Origin of the sequence: Paracoccus aminovorans, from assembly GCF_900005615.1 — a bacterium.
GTDB lineage: Bacteria > Pseudomonadota > Alphaproteobacteria > Rhodobacterales > Rhodobacteraceae > Paracoccus > Paracoccus aminovorans.
Genome location: NZ_LN832559.1, coordinates 2,993,147 through 3,015,605, shown reverse-complemented (window position 1 = coordinate 3,015,605; position 22,459 = coordinate 2,993,147). Strand labels below are relative to the sequence as shown.

19 protein-coding genes are annotated in these 22,459 nt (G+C 69.8%); 10 read left to right on the top strand and 9 right to left on the bottom strand.

Translation table 11 applies throughout. The features are described 5' to 3' along the window. Positions 1-2: 2 nt before the first annotated feature. Together JCM7685_RS14955 and JCM7685_RS14950 are read right to left on the bottom strand one after the other, a co-directional pair. Positions 3-1,406 carry a TolC family outer membrane protein gene (locus JCM7685_RS14955; RefSeq protein ID WP_074966407.1) on the bottom strand — a complete coding sequence of 468 codons (1,404 nt, stop codon included), beginning with the start codon at positions 1,404-1,406 and terminating at the stop codon, positions 3-5. A 23-nt stretch (positions 1,407-1,429) separates the two neighbouring features. After that, complete coding sequence (locus JCM7685_RS14950; protein WP_074966408.1) at positions 1,430-2,086, bottom strand: protein-L-isoaspartate O-methyltransferase family protein; 657 nt, start codon at positions 2,084-2,086, stop codon at positions 1,430-1,432. Positions 2,087-2,200: 114 nt separating this feature from the next. Between JCM7685_RS14950 and JCM7685_RS14945 the strand changes: the two genes are divergently transcribed. Continuing rightward, positions 2,201-2,896 (top strand): fumarylacetoacetate hydrolase family protein, encoded by a 696-nt coding sequence (locus JCM7685_RS14945; protein WP_074966409.1) that lies wholly within the window; start codon positions 2,201-2,203, stop codon positions 2,894-2,896. Here the strand turns inward: JCM7685_RS14945 and JCM7685_RS14940 are convergent. The 6 genes from JCM7685_RS14940 to JCM7685_RS14915 all read right to left on the bottom strand — a co-directional run bounded on the left by JCM7685_RS14940 (position 2,893) and on the right by JCM7685_RS14915 (position 9,518). After that, complete coding sequence (locus tag JCM7685_RS14940) at positions 2,893-3,309, bottom strand: PaaI family thioesterase (RefSeq protein ID WP_074966410.1); 417 nt, start codon at positions 3,307-3,309, stop codon at positions 2,893-2,895. The genes JCM7685_RS14945 and JCM7685_RS14940 overlap by 4 nt on opposite strands. Positions 3,310-3,383: 74 nt before the next feature. Next, positions 3,384-3,800 (bottom strand): hypothetical protein, encoded by a 417-nt coding sequence (locus tag JCM7685_RS14935; RefSeq protein WP_231964655.1) that lies wholly within the window; start codon positions 3,798-3,800, stop codon positions 3,384-3,386. A gap of 91 nt (positions 3,801-3,891) precedes the next feature. After that, complete coding sequence (gene selD, locus JCM7685_RS14930; protein ID WP_074966411.1) at positions 3,892-4,935, bottom strand: selenide, water dikinase SelD; 1,044 nt, start codon at positions 4,933-4,935, stop codon at positions 3,892-3,894. Next, entirely contained in the window at positions 4,932-8,030 is a 3,099-nt protein-coding gene (locus JCM7685_RS14925; protein WP_074966412.1) for an efflux RND transporter permease subunit, read from the bottom strand. The genes selD and JCM7685_RS14925 overlap by 4 nt, the downstream gene beginning before the upstream one ends. After that, the gene (locus tag JCM7685_RS14920; protein WP_074966413.1) at positions 8,030-9,184 is read right to left on the bottom strand and encodes an efflux RND transporter periplasmic adaptor subunit; all 1,155 of its coding nucleotides are present in this window, start codon (positions 9,182-9,184) and stop codon (positions 8,030-8,032) included. Before JCM7685_RS14920 ends, JCM7685_RS14925 begins: the two co-directional genes overlap by 1 nt. Before the next feature lie 160 nt (positions 9,185-9,344). Continuing rightward, a complete protein-coding gene (locus JCM7685_RS14915) occupies positions 9,345-9,518 on the bottom strand; it encodes a DUF1674 domain-containing protein (RefSeq protein WP_074966414.1) in 174 nt (57 codons plus the stop codon). Positions 9,519-9,572: 54 nt separating this feature from the next. Here JCM7685_RS14915 and JCM7685_RS14910 point away from each other — a divergent pair, with 54 nt between their 5' ends. The 9 genes from JCM7685_RS14910 to JCM7685_RS14870 all read left to right on the top strand — a co-directional run bounded on the left by JCM7685_RS14910 (position 9,573) and on the right by JCM7685_RS14870 (position 21,175). Continuing rightward, complete coding sequence (locus tag JCM7685_RS14910; RefSeq protein ID WP_074966415.1) at positions 9,573-10,835, top strand: RsmB/NOP family class I SAM-dependent RNA methyltransferase; 1,263 nt, start codon at positions 9,573-9,575, stop codon at positions 10,833-10,835. Between the two features lie 39 nt (positions 10,836-10,874). Further along, positions 10,875-12,524, top strand: coding sequence for a heparinase II/III family protein (locus JCM7685_RS14905; protein WP_074966416.1), 1,650 nt, complete (start codon positions 10,875-10,877; stop codon positions 12,522-12,524). A gap of 39 nt (positions 12,525-12,563) precedes the next feature. Further along, a complete protein-coding gene (purH, locus tag JCM7685_RS14900) occupies positions 12,564-14,153 on the top strand; it encodes a bifunctional phosphoribosylaminoimidazolecarboxamide formyltransferase/IMP cyclohydrolase (protein ID WP_074966417.1) in 1,590 nt (529 codons plus the stop codon). Beyond that, complete coding sequence (gene lspA / locus JCM7685_RS14895; RefSeq protein ID WP_074966418.1) at positions 14,153-14,848, top strand: signal peptidase II; 696 nt, start codon at positions 14,153-14,155, stop codon at positions 14,846-14,848. Before purH ends, lspA begins: the two co-directional genes overlap by 1 nt. A gap of 31 nt (positions 14,849-14,879) precedes the next feature. Then, on the top strand, positions 14,880-15,452 hold the full coding sequence (locus JCM7685_RS14890; protein WP_074966419.1) for a DUF3035 domain-containing protein: 573 nt from the start codon (positions 14,880-14,882) through the stop codon (positions 15,450-15,452). A gap of 103 nt (positions 15,453-15,555) precedes the next feature. Continuing rightward, positions 15,556-16,947 (top strand): M16 family metallopeptidase, encoded by a 1,392-nt coding sequence (locus tag JCM7685_RS14885; RefSeq protein WP_074966420.1) that lies wholly within the window; start codon positions 15,556-15,558, stop codon positions 16,945-16,947. After that, entirely contained in the window at positions 16,944-18,257 is a 1,314-nt protein-coding gene (locus JCM7685_RS14880) for a M16 family metallopeptidase (protein WP_074966421.1), read from the top strand. Before JCM7685_RS14885 ends, JCM7685_RS14880 begins: the two co-directional genes overlap by 4 nt. A 115-nt stretch (positions 18,258-18,372) precedes the next feature. Further along, entirely contained in the window at positions 18,373-20,157 is a 1,785-nt protein-coding gene (gene mutL, locus JCM7685_RS14875; protein ID WP_408634314.1) for a DNA mismatch repair endonuclease MutL, read from the top strand. 646 nt (positions 20,158-20,803) lie between these two features. Then, positions 20,804-21,175: a DUF3775 domain-containing protein gene (locus tag JCM7685_RS14870; RefSeq protein WP_074966423.1), complete on the top strand. Its 372-nt coding sequence runs from the start codon at positions 20,804-20,806 to the stop codon at positions 21,173-21,175. Positions 21,176-21,191: 16 nt separating this feature from the next. On the opposite strand, the gene JCM7685_RS14865 is transcribed toward JCM7685_RS14870, so the two are convergent. Then, complete coding sequence (locus JCM7685_RS14865; RefSeq protein WP_074966496.1) at positions 21,192-22,397, bottom strand: PQQ-dependent sugar dehydrogenase; 1,206 nt, start codon at positions 22,395-22,397, stop codon at positions 21,192-21,194. Positions 22,398-22,459: the final 62 nt, after the last annotated feature.

The window sequence follows — 22,459 nt, the reverse complement described above, 5'->3', positions numbered from 1 at the left end:
GCTCAGTCCTTGCCGATCGCGCGCAATACGCGGTCGAGGCTTTCGCCCTGCCTGCTGGTAAAGGGTGCGTTCTGCACCGCGTTGTAATAGGCCGATGGGTCATAGGTCGGTATCCCCAGTTTCAGGTTTTCCACCGTCAACAAACCCATAGCCGACAAAAGTTGATAATGTGCTAATTGCAGATTGGCTTCCGCAGTAATCTTGTTCGCGCGCGCCTCCAACAGCGATTGTTCGGCGTCCAGCACGTCCAAAGTCGTGCGCGCGCCCAGCGTCGCCTCTTCGCGAACCCCGTCATAGGCCTGCTGCGCGGCGACGATCTGCTCGTCGATGGCGCGGATCTGCGCCCGGGCCACGTCGATTCCCGCCCAGGCGGTGCCCACGGCCTGGTCGACCTGGCGCGAGACGTTCAGCAGCGCCGCCCGGACCGAATCACGTTGCGCCATCGCCTTGCGATGCGCGGCGGGCAGCCGGCCGCCGGAATAGATCGTCTGCGACAGGCTCAACGAGACCGAGGCGCTGTCGCGGGTCGTGGACGACGCCCCACCGAAAAGGTTCTGCGACTTGCTGTGCTGCTTCGTCAGCGCGGCGGTGCCGGTCAGCTCGGGGTTGCGCTCGGCCGCGGCGGCGGCAACGCCCAGTTCGGCGGCGGCGGCCTCGCGCTGGGCCTGGCGGATCAGCGGATGCGTGCGGCGGCCGATGTCGCGGGCGGTTTCCAGCGTCGCCGGCAGTTTGGGCGAAGGCGGGGGCGCCGCCAGCTTGCCCGGCATCTTGCCGGTGGCGGCACGATAGTTTTCCCGCGCGATCTGCAGATCGCCCTGGGCCGAGGCCAGGCTGGCACGCGCGGCGGCCAGCGCGGCATCCGCCTGCGAGACGTCGGTCTGGGTGATCTCGCCGACCTCGAAACGGTCGGTCGCGGCCTGCTGTTCCTGCCCGATCACCCGAACGGAATTGGATTGCAATTCAACCTGTTCCGTCGCGCTGCGCACGTTCAGATAGGCCTGGACAGCGCCCAGAAGCACATCCTGTTCCACGCCGACCAGCGCGGCGCGGGTGCCCAGAACGCTTTCCTTGGCGATGTCGATGGCGATGGCATTGCGGCCCCAGTCGTAAAGCGTCATCGAGGCCTGCAGCCCGATGCCGGCGCTGTTGCCGTCGAAACCCTCGATGTTCTGGTAGCTGTATTCGGCGACCCATTGCAACACCGGGCGCAGCGCGGCCAGCGCGGCCGCTGCGTCCTCGTCGGCGGCGCGCAGCACGGCGCGGTTCTGGTCCAGCAGGGCCGAATGCCGATAGGCATCGACCATGGCATCGGCCAGCGTCTCGGCTCCGGCAGGAAGCGCCGTCGCACCTGCCAGCAGCGCCGCCAGCAGCGGCCGCCGCAGTCTTTTCAGCGTATCGCGAAACATGCCATGGCCTTTCCTGTCGGCAGTCACAAGACGAAGCCCCGCCGCCGCGCGAAGCCCGGCAGGACCGGGGCGTCGGCATTGAACGAGAAGCGCCAGTTGATCCGTCCGTCCAGCTTGCGGCCCAGGCGCACGACGCCCAGGTTGCCTTCGCGGAACAAGGCGACGACGCGGCCGCCCTCGCGCAGCTGCTGCGCCAGGACATCCGGGAATTCCTCGATGGCGCCTTCGACCAGAATGGCGTCATAGGGGGCCTGTCCGGGGCAACCCTCGGCGAGCGGGCCCTTGACCACGGCGACGTTGAAGACATCCTGCGCCGCCAGCCGGGCCTCGGCCTCGGCGGCCATGTCCGCGTCCTCTTCGACGGCGACGACGGCCTCGGCGATGCAGGCGATGACGGCGGCGGAATAGCCGTAGCCGCAGCCTAGGTCCAGCACCAGGTCGCCGGCCTGCAGGTCCAGCACATCCATCATCTTGCCGAGCGTGCGCGGCTCCAGCAGCACGCGGTCGGCCGCGCCGAGCGCGATGTTCTGCCCGGCATAGGCCACGTCGCGGCGCGCCTCGGGGACGAACTGTTCGCGCGGGACGGTCAGCATCGCCTCGATCACGGGATAGCTGGTCACATCGTTCGGACGGACCTGAGTATCGACCATCATGGTGCGTCGCTGCGCGAAATCGATCATTCTGCGAACTCTGCTCTCGGTTGGCTCCGCAAACCTCTTGCCACGAAAATACGGGCTCGGCAACGGCGCCCGGCGCCATTGCCGCAAGGATGTGACCGTGGCAAGACTTGTCGGATGAGCGCCTATCTGTTTCCCCCGCCCGCCGTTGCCGCGCTGCCCGTCACCGGGCAGCAGGCCCGCTTTCCGATCAACCGCATCTTCTGCGTTGGCCGCAACTATGCCGCCCATGCCGCCGAGATGGGGGCGGATGTGGACCGCGAGGCGCCGTTCTATTTCACCAAATCCGCCGCCGCCGTGATGGAAAGCGGCGGCGTGCTGGCTTATCCGCCCGGCACCCGCGACCTGCATCACGAGATCGAGCTGGTCGTCGCCATCGGCGCCCCCGCCTTCCGCCTGTCCAAGGCGCGGGCGATGGAGGTGGTCTGGGGCTATGGCTCCGGGCTGGACATGACGCGGCGGGACCTGCAGGCGCGGGCCAAGGCGGCGCAGCGGCCCTGGGACCTCGGCAAGGATTTCGAGGGCTCGGCGGTGCTGTCGGCCCTGACCCCGGCGGCCACGTTCACGCCGCGGGCGCAACGCATCCGGCTGCAGGTGAACGGCGCCGCGCGCCAGGACGCCCGCATCGACGAGATGGTCTGGTCGGTGCCGGAGCTGGTCGCCGACCTGTCGCACTACTATCACCTTGTGCCGGGCGACCTGATCATGACCGGCACGCCGGCCGGGGTGGGCGCGGTGAACCCGGGCGACCGTCTGACCGGCAGCGTCGAGGGGCTGGCCCCGGTCGAGGTGACGCTTGGCCCGGCGGACTAGGCGGGATCCTTCCACTCCAGCACCAGCTGGGTCTGGATCACCACCGCGGCCAGCTTGCCGTCGCCGCGACGGACGTCGGTTTGCCAGATCATCGTGGTGCGGCCCAGGTGCAAGGGCTTCGGCCGCGCCTCGGCCACATCGCCCAGCCGTAGCGGGCGCAGGAAATTGGTCTTGCTTTCCAGCGTCGTGGTGGCGGTGCCCGCGGGCAGGCGCAGATAGGTCGCGGTGCCGGCGGCGTGATCCGCCAGGCTCATGATCGCGCCGCCATGCAGCACGCCGTTGCGGTTGGTCAGCGCATGGGTGACGGGCATGCGTATTACGACCTCCTCCAGCGTGGCCGAGACGATCTGCATGCCCAGCGATTCGGAATAGGGCGAATGGGCTTGGTCAAAGGCAGGCAGGCTGTCGGTCATTGCGGTCCCCCGGTTTTTGCAGCGGCATTTTCGGCACCGCGGCGGACGAGGTCAATGCGATCGCGGAACAGGGTTCAGCACGCTGGCGCGGGATCGGGCCGCCCTTTTAGATCCAGCCCACGTGCGGTCGGTGCGTGCCAGCTTTTGGTGGCATGGCTCGCGCCCGAGGGGTTGGTTCCGATCTGCGAGCCGCCGGTGCCACCGGTCCAGCCGGTCGAGCCGGAATTCTCCGGCGCCGTCCCGTCGGACGAGGCCCCTTCCGGCGTCGCCGGCTCGGCCTTTGCGGCGGTGGGCGGGCATTCGCCCTGGCTCGACGCCGCCGGCTGCGCGGGGCTGGGCTGCGATGGGGGCGACACGCCGTTTTCCGGCGCGGTCTGGGCCTGGGTTTGCGGTGCGGGCTCCGTGGTCTGGGCCGCCAGCGGCGCGGCAAGGACCAGCATCAGGCCAAGCAAGGCGGCGGGCATCGCGATCTGGGTCGTGATCCGGGACATGGGACGATCCTCCTGCCGCCCCAACGCTGGCCGGCGGCAGCGGTTCCTGCCCCCCGCCGGGCTTCTTCGTTCCTCAAATACTCAAAAAGCGTCAGTCGACCGAGATCCCGGCCTCGCCCGCCGCGCAATGTCCGACCACGGCGGCCAGCGGATGACCGGCGGCACGAATCTGCGCCAGCACCGCATCCGCCGCCTCGGGCGCCACGGCGACCAGAAGCCCGCCCGAGGTCTGCGGGTCGGTCAGCAGATGCCGGCGCCAATCGGCCAGCCCCTCGGGCAGCGCCACCTCGGCGCCATAGGCGGCCCAGTTCCGCACCGAGGCGCCGGTGACGAACCCGGCCTCGGCCAGCTCCGCCGCGCGGCTCAGCAAGGGCAGCGCCGCCTGGTCCAGATGCAGCTGCAGCCCGGCGCCGCGGGCGATCTCCAGCCCGTGGCCCAGGATGCCGAAGCCGGTCACGTCGGTCAGGGCATGGACGTCGGCCCGCTTGGCCAGCTCGGTGCCGACCTTGTTCAGCGTGGTGGTCGAGGCGACCATCTCGTCGATGCCGGCCTGGTCCAGCGCGCCCTTCTTGATCGCGGCGGAATAGATGCCGACACCCAGCCCCTTGGTCAGGATCAGCGCGTCGCCCGGCCGCGCATCGGCATTGCGGCGCAGCTCGGACGGGTGGCAGAGGCCGATCACGGCCAGGCCATAGATCGGCTCGGGGGCGTCGATGGAATGGCCGCCCGCGACCGGGATGCTGGCCTGATGGCAGATGTCGCGCCCGCCCTCGAGGATTTCGCGGATCTGCTCGGGCGCCAGCTTGTCGATGGGCATGCCCAGGATCGCCAGCGCCATGATCGGCCGTCCGCCCATGGCATAGACGTCGGAAATCGCATTGGTCGCGGCGATGCGGCCGAAGGCGCGCGGGTCGTCCACCATCGGCATGAAGAAATCGGTGGTGGCGATGACGCAGGTGTTCTCGTCCACCTGATACACCGCCGCGTCGTCCGAGGTCTCGGTCCCGACCAGCAGCTGCGGAAAGGCCTGGGCCACAGGCTGTCCCGCCAGCAATTCCCGCAGCACCGAGGGCGCCAGCTTGCAGCCGCAGCCGCCGCCATGCGCCAGCGAGGTCAGTCTGGGGTGGTCGTTCATCGCGAGGCCCTCCTATCGGTCAGTCGGCGCACCGTAACGTAGAAGGCCGGAACCATGAAGATGCCAAGGAAGGTCGCGGCGATCATCCCGCCCATCACCCCGATGCCGATGGAATTCTGCGCCCCCGCCCCGGCGCCCCGCGCCACCGCCAGGGGCAGCACGCCCAGGATGAAGGCCAGCGATGTCATCAGGATCGGCCGCAGCCGCTGGCGCGCGGCCAGCGCCGCCGCCTCGACGGCCGAGCGGCCCGACTGCTGCAGGTCGCGGGCGAATTCGACGATCAGGATGGCGTTCTTGGCCGCAAGGCCGATGGTGGTCAGGATGCCGACCTTGAAATAGACGTCGTTCGACTGGTCGAAGGCCAGGGCCGCCACCACCGCGCCCAGCACCCCCACCGGCACCGCCAGCATGACCGAGAACGGGATCGACCAGCTTTCGTAAAGCGCCGCCAGCGACAGGAACACCACCAGCGCCGACAGGGCAAAAAGCCAGGGCGCCTGGTTGCCGGCCTGGCGCTCCTGATAGGACAGCTCGGTCCAGGCCATGCCATAGTTGCCGGGCAGGGCGGCGACCAACTCCTCCATCGCGTCCATGGCGCTGCCGGAACTGTAGCCGGGGCCGGGCTCGCCCTCGATCTCGATGGCGTCGATGCCGTCGATGCGCGCCAGCCGCGGCTCGACCGGCTCCCAGCGGGTGGCCATGAAGGCGTTGAAGGGCACCATCTCGCCCTGCCCATTGCGGGCATACCAGCTGTCGATGTCCTCGGGCTGCATGCGGTTCGCCGCCGCCGCCTGCACGATCACCGGACGCAGCTGTGCGCCCAGGGCGAAGTCGTTCACCTCGGTGCCGGCAAAGATCGTCGACAGCATCGAATTCACCGCCGGAACCGAGATGCCGAGGCTTTCCGCCTTCTGCTGGTCGATGTCGATCCTCAGCGCCGCATCGTCCTCGGAGTTCTGCGCCTCGGGGTTCTGCACCCGCGGATCCTGGCCGGCCTGTTCCTCCAGCCGCTCCGCCACCTCGGTCAGCGCCTCGATGCCGGCGCCGGACTGGTCCATGACATACATGGTGAAGCCCGAGGTGTCGCCCAGCCGCGGGATCGCCGGCGGCTGCATGAAGAAGATCCGCCCGGCCCGATGGCCCGAGAAGTGCTGGTTTGCCCGCTGCGCCAAGGCCTTGGCCGATTGCGACGGGTCGCTGCGCTGGTCGAAGGGGTGCAGCCGGACAAAGATCGTCGCCCGGTTCTGCGCCGTGCCCGAGGGGCCGAAGCCCATCGCCACGAAGACCGAGCTGACCGCGTGTTTTTCCTCGGTCAGCATGTAGTCCTCGATCTCGCGCACCACGGCGGCGGTCTGCTGCGCGGTCGAGCCCTCGGTCAGGGTGATGCGCGATTGCAACACGCCCTGGTCCTCGGAGGGGATGAAGGTGGTGGTCAGCCGCCCGAACAGGTCGAAGGCGCCGTAGCTGATCGCCGCCAGCACCAGCATGACCAGCATCGGCCGGCGCAGGCTGCGCCGCACGGTGGCGGAATAGCCCGCCGTCAGCCGCTCGAACCCGGCGTTGAACCAGCGCGCCGGGGCAAAGCGCGGCGCGCCGTGGCCGCGGCGCAGCAGCGTGGCGCACATGGCGGGGGTCAGGATCAGCGCCACGGCAAGCGACAGCACCATGGCGGTGATGATGGTTACCGAGAACTGCCTATAGATCACCCCGGTCGAGCCGGGCATGAAGCCCATTGGCAGGAACACCGCCGACAAGACCAGGGCGATGCCGATCAGCGCGCCGCTGATCTGGCCCATGCTCTTTTCGGTGGCGGCGACCGGGTCCAGCCCCTCTTCGGCCATGACGCGCTCGACGTTCTCGACCACGACGATGGCGTCGTCGACCAGCAACCCGATGGCCAGCACCATGGCGAACATCGTCAGCGTGTTGATGGAATACCCAAGCGCCGCCAGCATGGCGAAGGTGCCCAGCAGCACGACTGGGATGGCGATGATCGGGATCAGCGTCGCCCGCCAGTTCTGCAGGAAGATCAGGATGACCAGAAAGACCAGCACGATGGCTTCCAGCAGCGTGTGCCAGACCTTCTCGATCGACAGCTCGACGAAAGGGGCGGTGTCATAGGCGACGCGCAGCTCGACCCCCTCGGGCAGGGCCGAGGCCAGCCCGTCCAGCGTGGCGCGCACCGCGCGCGAGGTCTCGACCGCATTCGCCCCCGAGGCGAGGTTCACCGCGAAGCCCGAGGCGTTCATGCCGTTGAAGCGCGAATCGCGGCCATAGCTGACCTGGCCGATCGCGACTTCGGCCACGTCGCCCAAGCGCACGGCGGCGCCGTCCTCGCCGGTCTTCAGCAGGATGTTGCGGAAATCCTCGACCGAGGTCAGCTGGCTCTGCGCGGTGACCGTGGCGGTGAACTGCTGGCCCGCGACCACCGGCTGGCTGCCGAGCGCGCCGACCGAGACGGTGCTGTTCTGCTGCGCCACGGCGGTGGTGATGTCGGTCGGCGTCAGCTGGAACTGCGCCAGCCGCAGCGGATCCATCCAGATCCGCATCGCATAGCCCGAGCCGAAGACATTGACCCCGCCGACGCCCTCGGTGCGCTTGACCGGCCCCTCGACCACCTGCTCCAAGAGGTTGCCCAGCTCAATGGTGGACTGCTTGCCGCTGGTCGAGACCAGCGCGCCCACCATCAGCGTCGAGGTCGAGGTCCGGCTGATGCTGACCCCGTCGTTCTGCACCGGCCCGGGCAGCCGGCCCTCGACCGAGCGCACCTTGGCCTGCACCTCGTTCAAGGCATCGGTGGGCGTCACGCTGTCGTCGAAGGTCAGGACGATGGCCGAGCGCCCGGTGGACGAGATCGAGGTGGTGTAGAGCAGCCCGTCGAGCCCGGTCAGCACGTCCTCGATGGGTGTGGTGACGGAATTCTGCACCGCCCGCGCCGTGGCGCCGGAATAATTGGCGGTGATCCGCACCGTGGTCGGCGCGATGTCCGGATATTGCGAGATGGGCAGGCCCAGAACCGCCCAGGCCCCGGCCAGCATGGTGACGATGGCCAGCACCCAGGCAAAGACCGGGCGGTGGATGAAGAACTTCGCCATCAGCCTTCCACCGCCTCGCGCACCACGCCCTCGGCGTCGATGGTGACGGGGACGGTCTTGACCTCGGTGCCGGGGCGCAGGTCCTGCAACCCGTCCAGGATCAGCTGCTCGCCGGGGCTGACGCCCTGGCTGACGATCCAGCTGTTGTTCCAGCTGCCCTGCTCGCTCAGCGTGACCTGCTGGGCCTTGCCCTCGCGCACGACGAAGGCGGTCAGGGTGCCGTCCGTGGCGCGGCGGGTGGCGCGCTGCGGCACCAGCACGGCGCGGGTGCTGCCCTGGGTCAGCCGGACGCGCAGGAACTGGCCGGGCAGGATCAGCGCCTGCGGATTGTCGAAGCGCAGCCGGATCGGCACGGTGCCGGTGGTGGTGGACACCAGGATGCCGGGGCTGACGATGCGGCCGCTGCCAGGGTAGGTCTCGCCGGTCTCCAGGATCAGCTCGGCCGGCGTCTTGCCATTGGTGGTCAGCTGCCCGGCGTCGATCCGTGCCCGGTTGCGCAAGAGCCGGGCCGAGCTTTCGGAGACGTCGACATAGATCGGGTCCAGCTGCGTGATCGTGGTCAGCGCCTCGGACTGGCTCGCCGTGACCAGGTCGCCGACCGAGACCTGCGGCACGTCCGGAACCCCGGCGATGGGGCTGCGGATCTCGGTCCGGTCCAGCGACAGGCGGGCGGCATCGCGGGCGGCCTCGGCGGATTTCAGCCCGGCCTCGGCCTGTTTCAGCGCCACCTCGGCATTGGCGCGCTCCACGGCCGACACGCCCGAACCCTCCAGCCGGCGATAGCGGGTGACGGTGTTCTGCGCCTGGGTCAGGCTGGCCTCGGCCCCGGCCACGGCGGCCTCGGCGGCGGCTAGCGCGGCGGCCAGCGTCTCGGGGTCCAGCCGGAACAGCACGTCGCCGGCCTTGACCGGCTTGCCGGGATCATAGGCGATCTCCAGCACCTCGCCGCCGACCTGCGGCCGGATGCCGGTCTGCTGAAAGGCGATGGCGCGGCCGGGCAGGGTCACGGTATAGGGCACGTCCTGTTCGGCCGCGACCATGACGCCGACCTGGCGCGGCCCCTGCGGCTCGCGCTCGCCCTGCTGGGCCAAGGCCTGCCCGGCCAGCAGCAAGGCCAGCGCCGCCTGTCTCAAGATCGCTTGCCCGAAGGCCATCTGCCGTCCCTTGCGGTTTGGTGGTTTTCGGCATTGTTTAGCGGCCAAATCCCAATGGCAAGTAAACGACCGCCGCGCAGCGGATCACGGATTCGCCAGCGGCTGGGTTCTTTCCGTTTTCCAAATACCCACGCCGACCGTGCGGCCGGGCGAAAGCGGCTCAGAAATCGACGCAGAGGCCCTTTTTCTCGTAATCGCCATAGCGCACCGGCTCCGGCCCGTCGCGGCCGCCCAGCTCGACCGGCAGGTCCAGCGGCGCGGCGGCCTTGCGGCGTTCCTCGGCCTCGGCCAGCGCGCGTTGCGCGGCGGGCGGCAGATCCTTGCGGTCGGTCATGGCGATTTCCCCTGCTTCACGCTAGACCCTGCCAATCTAGGCAAGGGGTCGGGTTTGGACAAGTCACAGGACAGGTCGGGCAGGGACGGCGCCCGTTCGGGCGCGCTGCGCCTGCTCGCCGCGGTGGAAGAGGGCGCCACGCTGGACGAGGCCGCGGCGCTGATCGAGGGCGCCGCCCCGCCCGACCGCGCCCGCGCCCGCCGCCTCGCGCGCGAGGTGCTGCGCCGCCAGGCCCGCGCCGATGCGTTGCTCGCCCCCTTCCTCGCCCGCCGCCCGCGCCCCGAGATCCAGCGCATCCTGCGCCTCGCCACCGTCGAGATGCTGGCCTTGGGCGAGGCGCCGCATGGCGCGGTCAATGCCGCCGTGGCGCTGGCCCGCGCCTCGGGACCCAAGGGCCAGGCGGCCTCGGGCATGGTGAACGCGGTGCTGCGCAAGGTGTCGGCTTCGGCCGAGACCTGGGTCGGGCTGCCGCCGCAGCACATGCCCGGCTGGCTGCGCAAGCCCATCGTCGCCGCCTGGGGCAAACCCGCCGCCCGCGCCATCGAGGCCGCGCATGAGGCCGGCGCGCCCTTGGACCTGACCCCCAAGGCCGCGGATTGCCCGGGCGATGCGCTGCCCACCGGCTCGCACCGGCTGCCGGCCGGCACCCAGGTCTCGGCCCTGCCGGGCTATGATGCCGGCGACTGGTGGGTGCAGGACGCCGCCGCCGCCATGGCGGTGCGCGTGCTGGACCCGCAGCCGGGCGAGACCGTGGCCGATCTCTGCGCCGCGCCGGGCGGCAAGACGCTGCAACTGGCGACCGCCGGGTCACGGGTCACGGCGCTGGACATCTCGGAATCGCGGCTGGCCCGCGTGGCCGAAAATCTTGCCCGCTGCGGCCTTGCCGCCGAAATCGTCGCGGGAGACGCGCTGACCTGGCGGCCCGAGGAGCCGCTCGACGCGGTGCTGCTGGATGCACCCTGCTCGGCCACCGGCACCATCCGCCGCCACCCCGAACTGCCGCTGATCCGCGACGGCGCCGGCCTGCGCGACCTGACCGCGCTGCAAGCCCGGCTGATCGACCACGCCCTGACCCTGCTCAGGCCCGGCGGCCGGCTGGTCTATGCCACCTGCTCGCTCTTGCCGGCCGAGGGCGAGGAGCAACTGGCCGCCGCCCTCTCGCGCCATCCCGGCCTGACCGTCGAGCCGCCGCAGGCGCCGGGGATCCAGCCCGGCTGGATCACCGAACAGGGCGGCTTGCGGCTGCGGCCCGACCTGTGGCCGGAACGCGGCGGTATGGACGGCTTCTTCATCGCGCGCTTGCGGAAATCCGCTTAGCCGCCCTAAGGTTGCATCGTCCTAGTCAATGCGTTGCCCATGACCGAAATCGCTGCCGCGCCACGGGGCTTTTTGCGCCGCCCCGAACCCAAGGCCATAGGACATCCCGGCCGGGGCGAGCATATCGTCGCCGGCGAGATGCACCTGGGCGGCATCGCCGTCAGCGGCGATTTCTTCGCCGCCGATCTGCCCCCCAGCATCGCGGCCGAGCTGAACGGCTTCGGCTGGCTCGACGACCTGGCCGCGGTCGGCACGCCCAAGGCCCGCGCGGTGGCGCAGGATCACGTGCTGCGCTGGATCCGCCGCCACCCCGAGGCCCGGCCCGACGCGCCGGAATGGGCTCCCGAGATCGCCGGCCGCCGCGTGCTGCGCTGGATCTTCCATGCCGGCATGATCCTGCCCGGCCTCGACCGCGACGGCGCCGGGCCCTATTTCCGCGCCCTCGACCAGCACCTGAACCACCTGCGCGACAGCTGGTATGACAGCGAGGACGGGCTCTGCCGGCTCGAGGCGCTGGCCGGGCTCGCCATCGGCGCCATGTATCTGCGCGACCGCCAGGCGCTGGCGCTGCCGGCGCTGATCGCGCTGGCCGAAGAGGCCGACGCCATGGGCCTGGACACCCTGACCGAGGCGCGGGCACCCGAATCGCTGCTGGATGCCATGGCGCTGCTGGTCTGGGCGCAGGAGGTCGCGGACGAGGCCGGGCTGGATGCGCCGGCCGAGCTGCGCGGCATCATCGGCCAGATCGCGCCGGTCCTGCGGGCGCTGCGCCATGCCGACGGCGCGCTGCCCTGTTTCCACGGCGGCGGGCGCGGCGCGGCGGGGCGGCTGGACCGCTGTTTGCGCGCGGCCGAGGGCGCGGCACTGCCCGCGCACGGGCTCGCCATGGGGTTTGCCCGCATGGCGCGGGCGCGCACGACGCTGATCCTGGACGCGGCGCCGCCGCCCGGCGGTCCGGCGGCGGTGCGGGCGCATGCCTCGACGCTGGCCTTCGAACTGACCGTGGCCCGCCAGCCGCTGATCGTGAACTGTGGTCCCGGCGACGGCTTCGGCCCGCTCTGGGCCAAGGCGAGCCGCGCCACGCCCTGCCATTCGGCCGTGTGCCTCGCCGGCCTGTCCTCCTCGCGGCTGAACCCGAACCGGCAGGAGGGCGAGCCCGACATCCTGACCGAGCGCCCGGACCTGGTCTGGGCCGGCGATTGCGACGCGCTGGGCAATCTGACCGCGCCCGATTTCGGCCCCGCCCACGCGCCCGAGCCCGCGCATCTGCTGGCCGGCCACGACGGCTGGCTGGCGAGCCACGGGCTGACCCATCTGCGCGAGCTTTGGCTTGACCCCGACGGGCTGGGCCTCAAGGGCGAGGATTCGCTGGCGGCGCTGGATGCCAGCGCGCAGGCGCGGCTGGACCGGGTCCGCCCCGAGGAAGGGCTGGGTTTCGACATCCGCTTCCACCTGCACCCCGAGGTGCAGGCCCGCATCGAGGGCGCCGAGGTGCATCTGACCCTGCCCACCGGCGACGCATGGGTCTTTTCCCATGACGGCGTCGGGCAGGCGCGACTCGAGGCCTCTTGCCTGCTGGACCGGGCGCTGGCCGAGCCGCGCCCGTCGCGCCAGATCGTGATTTCCGCCAGCTTGCAGGGCCGCGCCATCCAGATCGGCTGGACCTTGGCCCGTTCCGGCGCTAGGTGACGGGCCAAATCCGCCATTCCATCACGGGGCCCGAGACCGATGACCGACCGCATTCCGCTGAAGCGCGCGCTGATTTCCGTTTCCGACAAGACCGGCCTTCTGGACTTCGCGCGGGCGCTTTCGGCGCGGGGCGTCGAGCTGCTCTCGACCGGCGGCACCGCCAAGGCGCTGCGCGAGTCCGGGTTGACGGTCAAGGACGTGGCCGAGGTCACCGGCTTCCCGGAAATGATGGACGGCCGCGTCAAGACGCTGCATCCGGTCGTGCATGGCGGGTTGCTGGCGCTGCGCGACAACGAAGAGCACATGGCGGCGGCGCGCAGCCACGGCATCGAGATGATCGACCTCTTGGTGGTGAACCTTTATCCGTTCGAGGCCACCGTGGCCAAGGGCGCCGATTACGACGACTGCATCGAGAACATCGACATCGGCGGCCCGGCGATGATCCGTGCGGCGTCGAAAAACCACGCCTTCGTCACCGTGGTCGTGGATGTGCAGGACTACGCCGCCGTGCTGGCGGAACTGGACGCGAACGACGACATGACCAGCTACGGCTTCCGCCAGCGGCAGGCGCAGATCGCCTATGCGCGGACGGCGGCCTATGACGCGGCGGTCTCGACCTGGATGGCGGCGCAGATCGGCGAGGCGGCGCCGCGCCGCCGCGCCTTTGCCGGCGAGCTGGCCCAGACCCTGCGCTATGGCGAGAACCCGCATCAGCAGGCGGCCTTCTATCGCGACGGTTCGGACCGTCCGGGGGTCGCCACCGCCCGGCAATGGCAGGGCAAGGAACTGTCCTACAACAACATCAACGACACCGACGCCGCCTTTGAGCTGGTGGTCGAGTTCGACCCCGCGCAAGGCCCGGCGGTGGCGATCATCAAGCACGCCAACCCCTGCGGCGTGGCCCGCGGCGACAGCGCCGTCGATGCCTATCGGCGCGCCTTCGACTGCGACCGCACCTCGGCCTTCGGCGGCATCATCGCGCTGAACACCCGGCTCGACGGCGAGACGGCGAAAGCCATCACCGAGATCTTCACCGAGGTCGTGATCGCCCCCGACGCCACCGACAAGGCGAAGGAGATCTTCGCGGCCAAGAAGAACCTGCGGCTGCTGACCACCGGCGGGCTGCCCGATGCCAAGGCGCCGGGCCTGAGCTTCCGCCAAGTCACTGGCGGCTTCCTGGTGCAGGGCCGCGACAATGGCGTGATCCTGCCCTCGGACCTGAAGGTGGTGACGCAGCGCCAACCCAGCCAGGCCGAGCTGCAGGACCTGCTCTTTGCCTGGACCGTGGCCAAGCATGTGAAATCGAACGCCATCGTCTATGCCAGGGACCTGGCGACGGTCGGCATCGGCGCCGGCCAGATGAGCCGGGTCGATTCGACCCGCATCGGCAAGCGCAAGTCCGAGGACATGGCCGAGGTACTGGGCCTGGCCCAGGCGCTGACCATCGGCTCGGCCGTGGCCTCGGACGCCTTCTTCCCCTTCGCCGATGGCATCGAGGCGCTGGCCGAGGCCGGCGCCAAGGCGGTGATCCAGCCCGGCGGCTCGATGCGCGACGACGAGGTGATCGCGACCGCCGACCGGCTGGGCCTGGCGATGGTCTTTACCGGCCAGCGGCACTTCCGGCACTGATGGCGACGACGACGACCCCCAAGGCCCGGAAAAGCCCGGTGGCCCCGAAGCGGCGCGGCAGGAAGGTGCCGCCGCCGCGCGTCTGGCGGCCGGTCCTGCTGACGGCGGGGCTGGTCTTCCTGCTGGACCAGGCGCTGAAATACCTGGTCGTGCATGTGATGCGGCTTGATCGGGTGCGCGAGATCGACCTCGTGGATCCCTGGCTGAACCTGCGCATGGCATGGAACCAGGGCATGAACTTCGGCCTGTTCGCCAGCGACGTGGACGTTATGCGCTGGGTGCTGATCGCCATCGCGCTGGCGGTCTGCCTGTGGGTGGCGGTCTGGATCGGGCGGGCCAAGCCTTCGCGCTTTGCCCAGGTCTCGGCCGGGTTCCTGATCGGCGGAGCGCTGGGCAATGTCGTCGACCGGCTGATCTATGGTGCGGTGGCGGATTTCCTGAACATGTCGCTGCCGGGCTGGCAGAACCCCTACAGCTTCAACGTCGCCGACATCGCGATCTTTGCCGGGGCGCTGGGACTGGTGCTGCTGCCGCCGAAAGCCAAGTCGCAGCCGAAGAAACGCCGCGCGCCCAGCAAGCCGCGCGCCCCGAAACCCCAGGCCGCGGCCGAGCCTGCGCCTTTGCCGGGCGACGAGACCCAGCCGGAACTGGCCCTGGACGACAAGACCCGTGACGGGGCCGGCAATTCACGCTAGAACGGCGCCAGAAGAACGTGAGGGACGGAAGATGCGGGCGATCGCGCTGATGATGACCATGCTGGGCCTGGCGGCCTGCAGCACCGATCCGCATCTGATGAACATTTCCTCGGGGCGTTCCAGCCCCGACGAATTCGCCATCCTGCCGACCAAGCCCTTGCAGATGCCCACGGACCTGGCCGCCTTGCCCGCGCCGACGCCGGGCGGCAGCAATGTCACCGATCCGACGCCGCAGGCCGATGCGGTGGCGGCGCTGGGCGGCAATCCCGGGCAACTGTCGGCGCAGGGCGTCGGCGTGGCCGATGGCGCGCTGATCTCTTACGCCTCGCGGCTGGGTCGCGATGCGGCGATCCGCCAGACGACGGCGCAAGAGGACGTGGAATGGCGCAGCCGCCACTCGCGCCGCCTGCTGGAGGTGTTGGCGCGCACCAATGTCTATTACCGCGCCTATGAGCCGATGACGCTGGACAGCTGGGCCGAGGCGGAACGCTGGCGCCCGACCGGCGTGCTGCTGCCCTCGGCGCCGCCGCCGGGTGGCCGGGATGCGGCCACGGGGGCGCCGCTTCCGGCCCGGAAATACCAGGAAGACCGCCTGGCGGACTGACTCCGCCCCGCCCGGCGATCACGGTTAGATGACGGGGGGCGGGCTTGCGCCGCGATGCCCGCCGGGGCAGGGTCTGTGCGCGACCCCGACCCGGAGCCTGCCCATGAAGATTTCCCTTCGCCTTGCGCCGCTTGCGCTGATATTGGCCGTCTCGCCCGCCCTGGCCGCGCCGCCCGAAGGCATCAGCCATTTCACCCTGCCGAACGGCCTTGAGGCCGTGGTGATCGAGGATCACCGCGCCCCGGTGGTGGTGCAGATGGTCTGGTACAAGATCGGCTCGGCCGACGAACAGCCGGGCAAGTCGGGCATCGCGCATTACCTGGAACACCTGATGTTCAAGGGCACCGACAAGCTGGGGCCGGGCGAGCTGTCCAAGACCGTGACCGCCAATGGCGGCATGGACAACGCCTTTACCAGCTACGACTACACCACCTATTTCCAGCGTATCGCCGCCGACCGCCTGCCGCTGGTGATGGAGATGGAATCCGACCGCATGGCGAACCTTAAGATCGGCGAGGACGACTGGCAGGCCGAGCGCCAGGTGGTGCTGGAAGAACGCTCGCAGCGCACCGACAGCGACCCCGGCGCGGAATTCTCCGAGGAACGCAGCGCGGTGCAGTTCTACAACCACCCCTATGGCCGGCCGGTGATCGGCTGGCGGCAAGAGATGGAGGGGCTGACCCGCGACGACGCCATCGCCTGGTATGACGCGCATTATGCCCCGAACGACGCGGTGCTGGTCATTGCCGGCGACGTGACGGCCGAGAAGGCCCGAGAACTGGCCGAACAATATTACGGCCCCATCGCCACCAAGCCCGATTCGACCAGGCTGCCGCGGCCGCAAGAGCCGGTGCAACGCTCGCCCCGCCGAATGGAGCGGGTCGACGCCCGCGTCGCCCAGCCGGTGATGCTGCGCACGGTGATCGCGCCGCAGCGCCGGCACGAGGATCAGAAGACCGCCGCCGCGCTGACCGTGCTGGCCGAGCTGCTGGCCGGGTCCAGCCAGACCTCGGTGCTGGCGCGCGAGCTGGTGCTGACCGGCAAGGCGCTTTACGTCGATGCCTCCTATGACGGGTTCTCGGTCGATCCGACCACCTTCGGGCTGTCGCTGGTGCCGGCGTCGGGGGTCGAGAATGCCGATGCCGAGGCGGCGCTGGATGCGGCGCTGAAGACATTCCTGCAGGACGGCCCGGATGCGGCGCAGCTGGAACGGGTCAAGACCCGGATCCGCGCTGCCCGGGTCTATGCGCAGGATTCGGCGCATGGCCGCGCCTATGACTATGGCCAGGGGCTGGCGACCGGGTTGACGGTCGAGGACGTGAACGACTGGCCCGACGTGCTGGCCGCCGTCACGCCCGAGGACATCACCGCCGCCGCGAAACTGGTGCTGGAAAACCCCGCGACCGTGACCGGCTGGCTGCTGCCGCAGCCCGGCGCCGATGCCTCGGACGCGCCCCAGCCCCTGCCCGCCGCCCAGACCGGAGATGTCGAATGATCCGCGCGCTTGTCACCTTCGTCTTCGTCGCGCTGGCCAGCCTGCCCGCCAGCGCCATCGAGATCCAGCAGATCACCTCGCCCGGCGGCATCAAGGCCTGGCTGGTCGAGGATCACTCGATCCCCTTCACCGCGCTGTCGCTGATGTTCAAGGGCGGCGCCAGCCTCGACGCGCCGGGCAAGCGCGGCGAGATGAGCCTGATGACCGCGCTGCTGGAAGATGGTTCGGGCGCAATGGATTCGGTCGCCTATGCCGAGGCGGTCGAGGGGCTGGGCGCGCAGAACCGCTTCGACGTCGGCGACGACGCGCTGACCGTCAATGCCCGGATGCTGACCGAGAACCGCGACCAGGCCGTCGATCTGCTGCGCCAGGCGCTGGTCGAGCCGCGTTTCGACGCCGATGCGGTCGAGCGGGTGCGGGCGCAGCTGCAGGCGGTGATCCGGTCCGAGGCGACCGATCCGCAAAGCATCGCCACCAAGGAGCTGGCCCGGCTGGCCTGGGGCGAGCACCCCTATGCGACCTCGATCAACGGCACCGCCGAATCGGTGGCGGCGCTGACCCGCGACGATCTGGTCGCCGCCAAGGACCGGGTGCTGGCCCGCGACCGCGTGGTCGTGGCCGCCGCCGGCGACATATCGGCCGAGGACCTGGGCAAGCTGATCGACACGCTGCTGAGCGGGCTGCCGGAAAAGGGCTCGGCGCCCTTGCCGCAGCCGGCCACGCTGGCGCTGAAGGGTGGCGTGACGGTGATCGACTGGGACAGCCCGCAGACCGTGGTGAGTTTCGCCCAGCCTGGCCTGCCGATGTCCGATCCGGATTACTTCGCCGCCTATGTCGCCGACCATATCCTGGGCGGTGGCGGGTTTTCCTCGCGTCTGATGGACCAGATCCGCGAGAAGCGCGGGCTGACCTATGGCGTCGGCACCGGCCTTGCCAACGGGCTTTACGGCGAGACCTGGCAGGGCGGCATGGCCAGCGCCAATGACAAGGTGGCCGAGGCGGTGGGCCTGATCCGCAGCGAATGGGACCGTTTCGCCGAGGGCGGCGTCACCGAGAAGGAACTGAACGACGCCAAGACCTATCTGACCGGCGAATACCCGCTGCGCTTCGACGGTAACGGCAAGATCGCCGGCATCCTGGCCGGGATGCAGTTGATCGGCCTGCCCGCCGATTACGTCAACACCCGCAATGCCAAGGTCGAGGCGGTGACAGCGGCGGACGTGCAGCGCGTGGCGAAGCGGCTGCTGCATTCCGACCAGATCCGCTTCGTGCTGGTCGGGCGGCCCGAGGGCGTGACCGCTACCGATTGACGGCGCGGCGGCTGGGGTATTTGGAAAACGGAAAGACGGGGCGTGTCGCGCGGGCGGCTAGCGAATCTGTGGCCGAGATGCTAGATCTGGGGGCATGAACAGTCACGCAAACAAGATGCGCCCTGTGATCCGGCAGTTGGACGAGTCCGCCGCCAACCGCATCGCGGCGGGCGAGGTGGTCGAGCGTCCGGCCTCGGCGGTCAAGGAACTGGTCGAGAATGCGCTGGATGCCGGCGCGACCCGCATCGACGTGGCCATCGCCAAGGGCGGCAAGGCGCTGATCCGGGTTTTGGACGACGGTTGCGGCATGACGGGCGACGACCTGCCGCTGGCGCTGGCCCGCCACGCCACCAGCAAGATCGACGGCAGCGACCTTCTGGACATTCGCAGCTTCGGCTTTCGCGGCGAGGCGCTGCCCAGCCTGGGCGCGGTCGGCCGGCTTGCGATCACAAGCCGCGCGCAGGGGTTCGAGGCGGCGCAGATCGCAGTCTCGGGCGGGCGCATCGGGCCGGTCAAGCCCGCCGCCGGCAATCGCGGCACCGTGGTCGAGCTGCGCGACCTGTTCTTCGCCACCCCCGCCCGGCTGAAATTCCTGCGCAGCGAGCGGGCCGAGACCCAGGCCGTGGCCGAGGTGATCCGCCGCCTGGCCATGGCCGAGCCCTTTGTCGGTTTCACCCTGACCGACGAGGACGAGGGCAAGCTGCTGTTCCGCACCGATGCCGAACAGGGCGAGTTGTTCGACGCCTTGCAGACCCGGCTATCGCGGGTGATGGGGCGCGAGTTCATCGACAATGCCCTGCCTATCGGCGCCGAGCGGGACGGCATCAGCCTGACCGGCTTCGCCGCGCTGCCGACCTATTCGCGCGGCGCGGCGGTGGCGCAGCATCTGTTCGTGAACGGTCGGCCGGTGCGCGACAAGCTGCTGACCGGGGCGTTGCGGGCGGGCTATATGGACGTGCTGCCTTCGGGCCGGCATCCGGCGGCGGTGCTGTTCGTGGCCTGCGAGCCGCATGCGGTCGATGTGAACGTGCATCCCGCCAAGGCCGAGGTGCGGTTCCGCGAGCCCGACATTGCCCGCGGGCTGGTGGTGAGCGCCCTGCGCCACGCGCTGGCCGGGGCCGGGCATCGCAGCTCCACCACTGTGGCGGCCGAGGCGCTGGCGGCGGCGCGGCCAGAACCGGCGCCGCGCGCCTATCAGGCGAGCTATGCGCCGGCGCGGCCTTCGGGAGTGGCGATCGCGACGAGCCTGGCCTTCCAGGCCCCGGGCTTTGCCGAAACCCCGACCGCCCGTGTCGAGCCCGAACCCGAGACACCGGCCGAGGATGCGCCGCTGGGCGCCGCCCGGGCGCAGCTGCATGAGAATTGGATCATCGCCCAGACCGCCGGCGGCATCGTCATCGTCGACCAGCATGCCGCGCATGAGCGGCTGGTCTATGAGCGGCTGAAGGCGCAGATCGAGGCGAATGGCATCGCATCCCAGGCGCTGCTGATCCCCGAAATCGTCGAGCTTTCCGATGCCGATGCGCAGCGCATCCTGTCCATTGCCGACGACTTGGCCCAGATGGGGCTGGTGATCGAACCCTTCGGCGGCGGCGCCGTCGCGGTGCGCGAGGTTCCGGCGCTGGTCCGGCGGCTGGATGCCCGGGCGCTGATCCGCGACATCCTGGACGATCTGGCCGACCAGGGTGCCTCGGACCGGCTGCGGGCGCGGGTGGATGCGGTGCTGAGCTCCATGGCCTGCCACGGCTCGGTGCGCTCGGGCCGGCGCATGTCCGGCGACGAGATGAACGCCCTGCTGCGCGAGATGGAGCGCACGCCGAAATCCGGCCAGTGCAACCACGGCCGCCCGACCTGGATCGAGCTGAAACTTTCCGACATAGAGCGGTTGTTCGGGCGCTAGGCGTATCGTCCCGGCAGCACGATGTCCTCCTGCATACTTCCGAAAGCCGGCAGCATTTTTCTGACCTTGGCGCTTGAGGCGCTGGTCTGAAAGGACGATATCATCCTGTCCGACACGCCCAAGGGCCGCAATCGCCGCAGCGGGTCAGGGATGTGCCGACGCGGGGACGGCTGCGGAAACATTCGAGGCCGATATCGAGGGCCTGGTCGATCCGGCGATCTTTGCCGACTATCTGGCGCTGAACCCCTGGGTGCGGGCGGTCCGCTATCGTCGCTGGCTGGCGAGCAAGGCTTCGACTCTCTCTCGATCCGGCTGGCCAAGGCGGCAAAGTTCGGCGATTTCCTGCGCCATCCGTTGAGGCAGCGCCATGCCGGTGCGCCATGACCTGGCCGCGATGCCGTTGTGGTCGCTGGACTCTGACTGCGGCTCGCGCATCTGGACGCCGGCCGCCGCTGGAATTGCATCCAGGTTTCTCCCGCGCCCCTCGCCGCATGAGAATCGCTCGGGCCGCGGCGACTAGACGGCCTATGACCAACTACGACGCAGCTCTGCTGGCGGCCGAGGACATCGCTCGCCCGGCTATCGCTTCGATCCCGATTGACCCCGGCGCGGCATGGGGCGACAGTCGGGAAAGAGAGGTGCCGCCATGCTGGAAATCAGTCCCGAGAAACTTGCCCATGTCATCATCCGCGCCCGCGAATACGACAGCGGGGTGAATGCCTGGGCGCATAGCGGCCAGCGCACCGGGCGGGGCACCCAGGCCGAGCTTGCGGAATTCATCGCCAGCCTGAACGAGGACGAACAGGCCAGCCTGGTCGCGGTGATGTGGATCGGCCGCGACACCTTCGGTCCCGAGGACCTGGCGGAGGCGATCGAGACCGCCAAGACCGAACGCCGCAGCCCGACCGAGGATTACCTGATGGGCGAGCCGCAGCTGGCCGACTATCTGGAGGCGGGCATGGAGGCGCTGGGTATTTCCCCCGAAGAGGCCGAGGACGACCTGCAGCGCCCGGTCTGACCGGTGACGCGGGGCGCTAGCGCCCGCGCCGCGTCAGCCGCAGCAAACTGCCGGATTCGCCGTCGATCAGCACCAGCAGCGCGCCGTCTGGCGCCACCTCGATGTCGCGGACGCGGCCGATGCCCTCGGCGAGGCGCTGTTCGCCGGTAACGCGGTCGCCCTCGATCTTCAGCCGCACCAGCGATTCGGCGCGCAAGCCTCCGATCAGCGCGTCGCCCTGCCATTCCGGGAACATCTCGCCCTGATAGAAGATCATGCCGCTGGGGGCGATCACCGGGTCCCAGTAATAGACCGGCTGCTCCATCCCCTCTTGCGCGGTCAGCCCGGCGCCGATGGGATTGCCGTCGTAGTTCTGCCCATAGGTGATGACCGGCCAGCCGTAGTTGCGCCCCGCCTGCGGCAGGTTCAGCTCGTCCCCGCCGTTCGGACCGTGTTCGATCGTCCACAGCCGGCCCTGCGGGTCCAGCGCCGCGGCTTGCAGGTTGCGGTGGCCATAGGACCAGATCTCCGGCAGGCCTTGGCCGCCGGTGAACGGATTGCCGGCCGAGGCTTTCCCTGTCGCCGGGTCCAGCCGCAGCACCTTGCCCGGGTGGGTGTTGAGGTCCTGAGAGATCGGCTGCTCGGGCGGCAGACCGCGGTCGCCGGTGGTCACGAACAGTTGGCCGTCGCGATCGAAGACCAGGCGCGAACCGAAATGATGGAGTGCCTCCATGCCGGGTTCGGCGGTGAAGATCACCCGCATCTCTTCAAGCGCGGTGCCGTCCTGCGACAGCCGGCCGGTGCCGACGGCGGTGCTGCTGTCGCGCCCGCCGCGGGGCTGGGTAAAGCTGAACCAGACCTGGCGAGTGCTGGCGAAGTTCGGCGCCACCGCCACGTCCAGAAGCCCGCCCTGGCCCTCGTCGTCCACCTCGGGCAGGCCTTTCAGCGGCGGGGACAGCTTGCCGTCGCGGTAAAGCCGCATGGCGCCGATCTTTTCGGTGATCAGCAGGCTGCCGTCGGGCAAAAGCGCCATGCCCCAGGGATTGCGCAGCCCCTCGACCAGCGGCGTTTGCGCAAGCCGCAGGGCTTGCGGGATCACCGGCGCCCGGGTCTGGCCCTGGAAGGCGGGGGTCTGGCCCTTGGCGTTGGGGGGCGCATCGTTGAAATCGGCCAGCGCGGCCGAGCCGGTCAGCAGACCGGCCAGCAGCGCAAGGATGGCGGCAGGGGCGCGAAAAGGCGTCATGTCGTCTTCCGTCATTGGGGGCGCCGGCATGGTGGCGCCGAGAGGGTCCGGCCCAATCCGCA

What these genes read in the sequence shown, in the direction of transcription:
- JCM7685_RS14940 (WP_074966410.1), bottom strand. Translation starts at nt 3,309, where the DNA reads ATGACCGACAGCCTGCCTGCCTTTGACCAAGCCCATTCGCCCTATTCC.
- selD (WP_074966411.1), bottom strand. Translation starts at nt 4,935, where the DNA reads ATGAACGACCACCCCAGACTGACCTCGCTGGCGCATGGCGGCGGCTGC.
- lspA (WP_074966418.1), top strand. Translation starts at nt 14,153, where the DNA reads ATGGCGACGACGACGACCCCCAAGGCCCGGAAAAGCCCGGTGGCCCCG.
- JCM7685_RS14945 (WP_074966409.1), top strand. Translation starts at nt 2,201, where the DNA reads ATGAGCGCCTATCTGTTTCCCCCGCCCGCCGTTGCCGCGCTGCCCGTC.
- JCM7685_RS14880 (WP_074966421.1), top strand. Translation starts at nt 16,944, where the DNA reads ATGATCCGCGCGCTTGTCACCTTCGTCTTCGTCGCGCTGGCCAGCCTG.
- JCM7685_RS14950 (WP_074966408.1), bottom strand. Translation starts at nt 2,086, where the DNA reads ATGATCGATTTCGCGCAGCGACGCACCATGATGGTCGATACTCAGGTC.
- JCM7685_RS14905 (WP_074966416.1), top strand. Translation starts at nt 10,875, where the DNA reads ATGACCGAAATCGCTGCCGCGCCACGGGGCTTTTTGCGCCGCCCCGAA.
- purH (WP_074966417.1), top strand. Translation starts at nt 12,564, where the DNA reads ATGACCGACCGCATTCCGCTGAAGCGCGCGCTGATTTCCGTTTCCGAC.
- JCM7685_RS14885 (WP_074966420.1), top strand. Translation starts at nt 15,556, where the DNA reads ATGAAGATTTCCCTTCGCCTTGCGCCGCTTGCGCTGATATTGGCCGTC.
- JCM7685_RS14870 (WP_074966423.1), top strand. Translation starts at nt 20,804, where the DNA reads ATGCTGGAAATCAGTCCCGAGAAACTTGCCCATGTCATCATCCGCGCC.
- JCM7685_RS14890 (WP_074966419.1), top strand. Translation starts at nt 14,880, where the DNA reads ATGCGGGCGATCGCGCTGATGATGACCATGCTGGGCCTGGCGGCCTGC.
- mutL (WP_408634314.1), top strand. Translation starts at nt 18,373, where the DNA reads ATGCGCCCTGTGATCCGGCAGTTGGACGAGTCCGCCGCCAACCGCATC.
- JCM7685_RS14955 (WP_074966407.1), bottom strand. Translation starts at nt 1,406, where the DNA reads ATGTTTCGCGATACGCTGAAAAGACTGCGGCGGCCGCTGCTGGCGGCG.
- JCM7685_RS14925 (WP_074966412.1), bottom strand. Translation starts at nt 8,030, where the DNA reads ATGGCGAAGTTCTTCATCCACCGCCCGGTCTTTGCCTGGGTGCTGGCC.
- JCM7685_RS14935 (WP_231964655.1), bottom strand. Translation starts at nt 3,800, where the DNA reads ATGTCCCGGATCACGACCCAGATCGCGATGCCCGCCGCCTTGCTTGGC.
- JCM7685_RS14865 (WP_074966496.1), bottom strand. Translation starts at nt 22,397, where the DNA reads ATGACGCCTTTTCGCGCCCCTGCCGCCATCCTTGCGCTGCTGGCCGGT.
- JCM7685_RS14920 (WP_074966413.1), bottom strand. Translation starts at nt 9,184, where the DNA reads ATGGCCTTCGGGCAAGCGATCTTGAGACAGGCGGCGCTGGCCTTGCTG.
- JCM7685_RS14915 (WP_074966414.1), bottom strand. Translation starts at nt 9,518, where the DNA reads ATGACCGACCGCAAGGATCTGCCGCCCGCCGCGCAACGCGCGCTGGCC.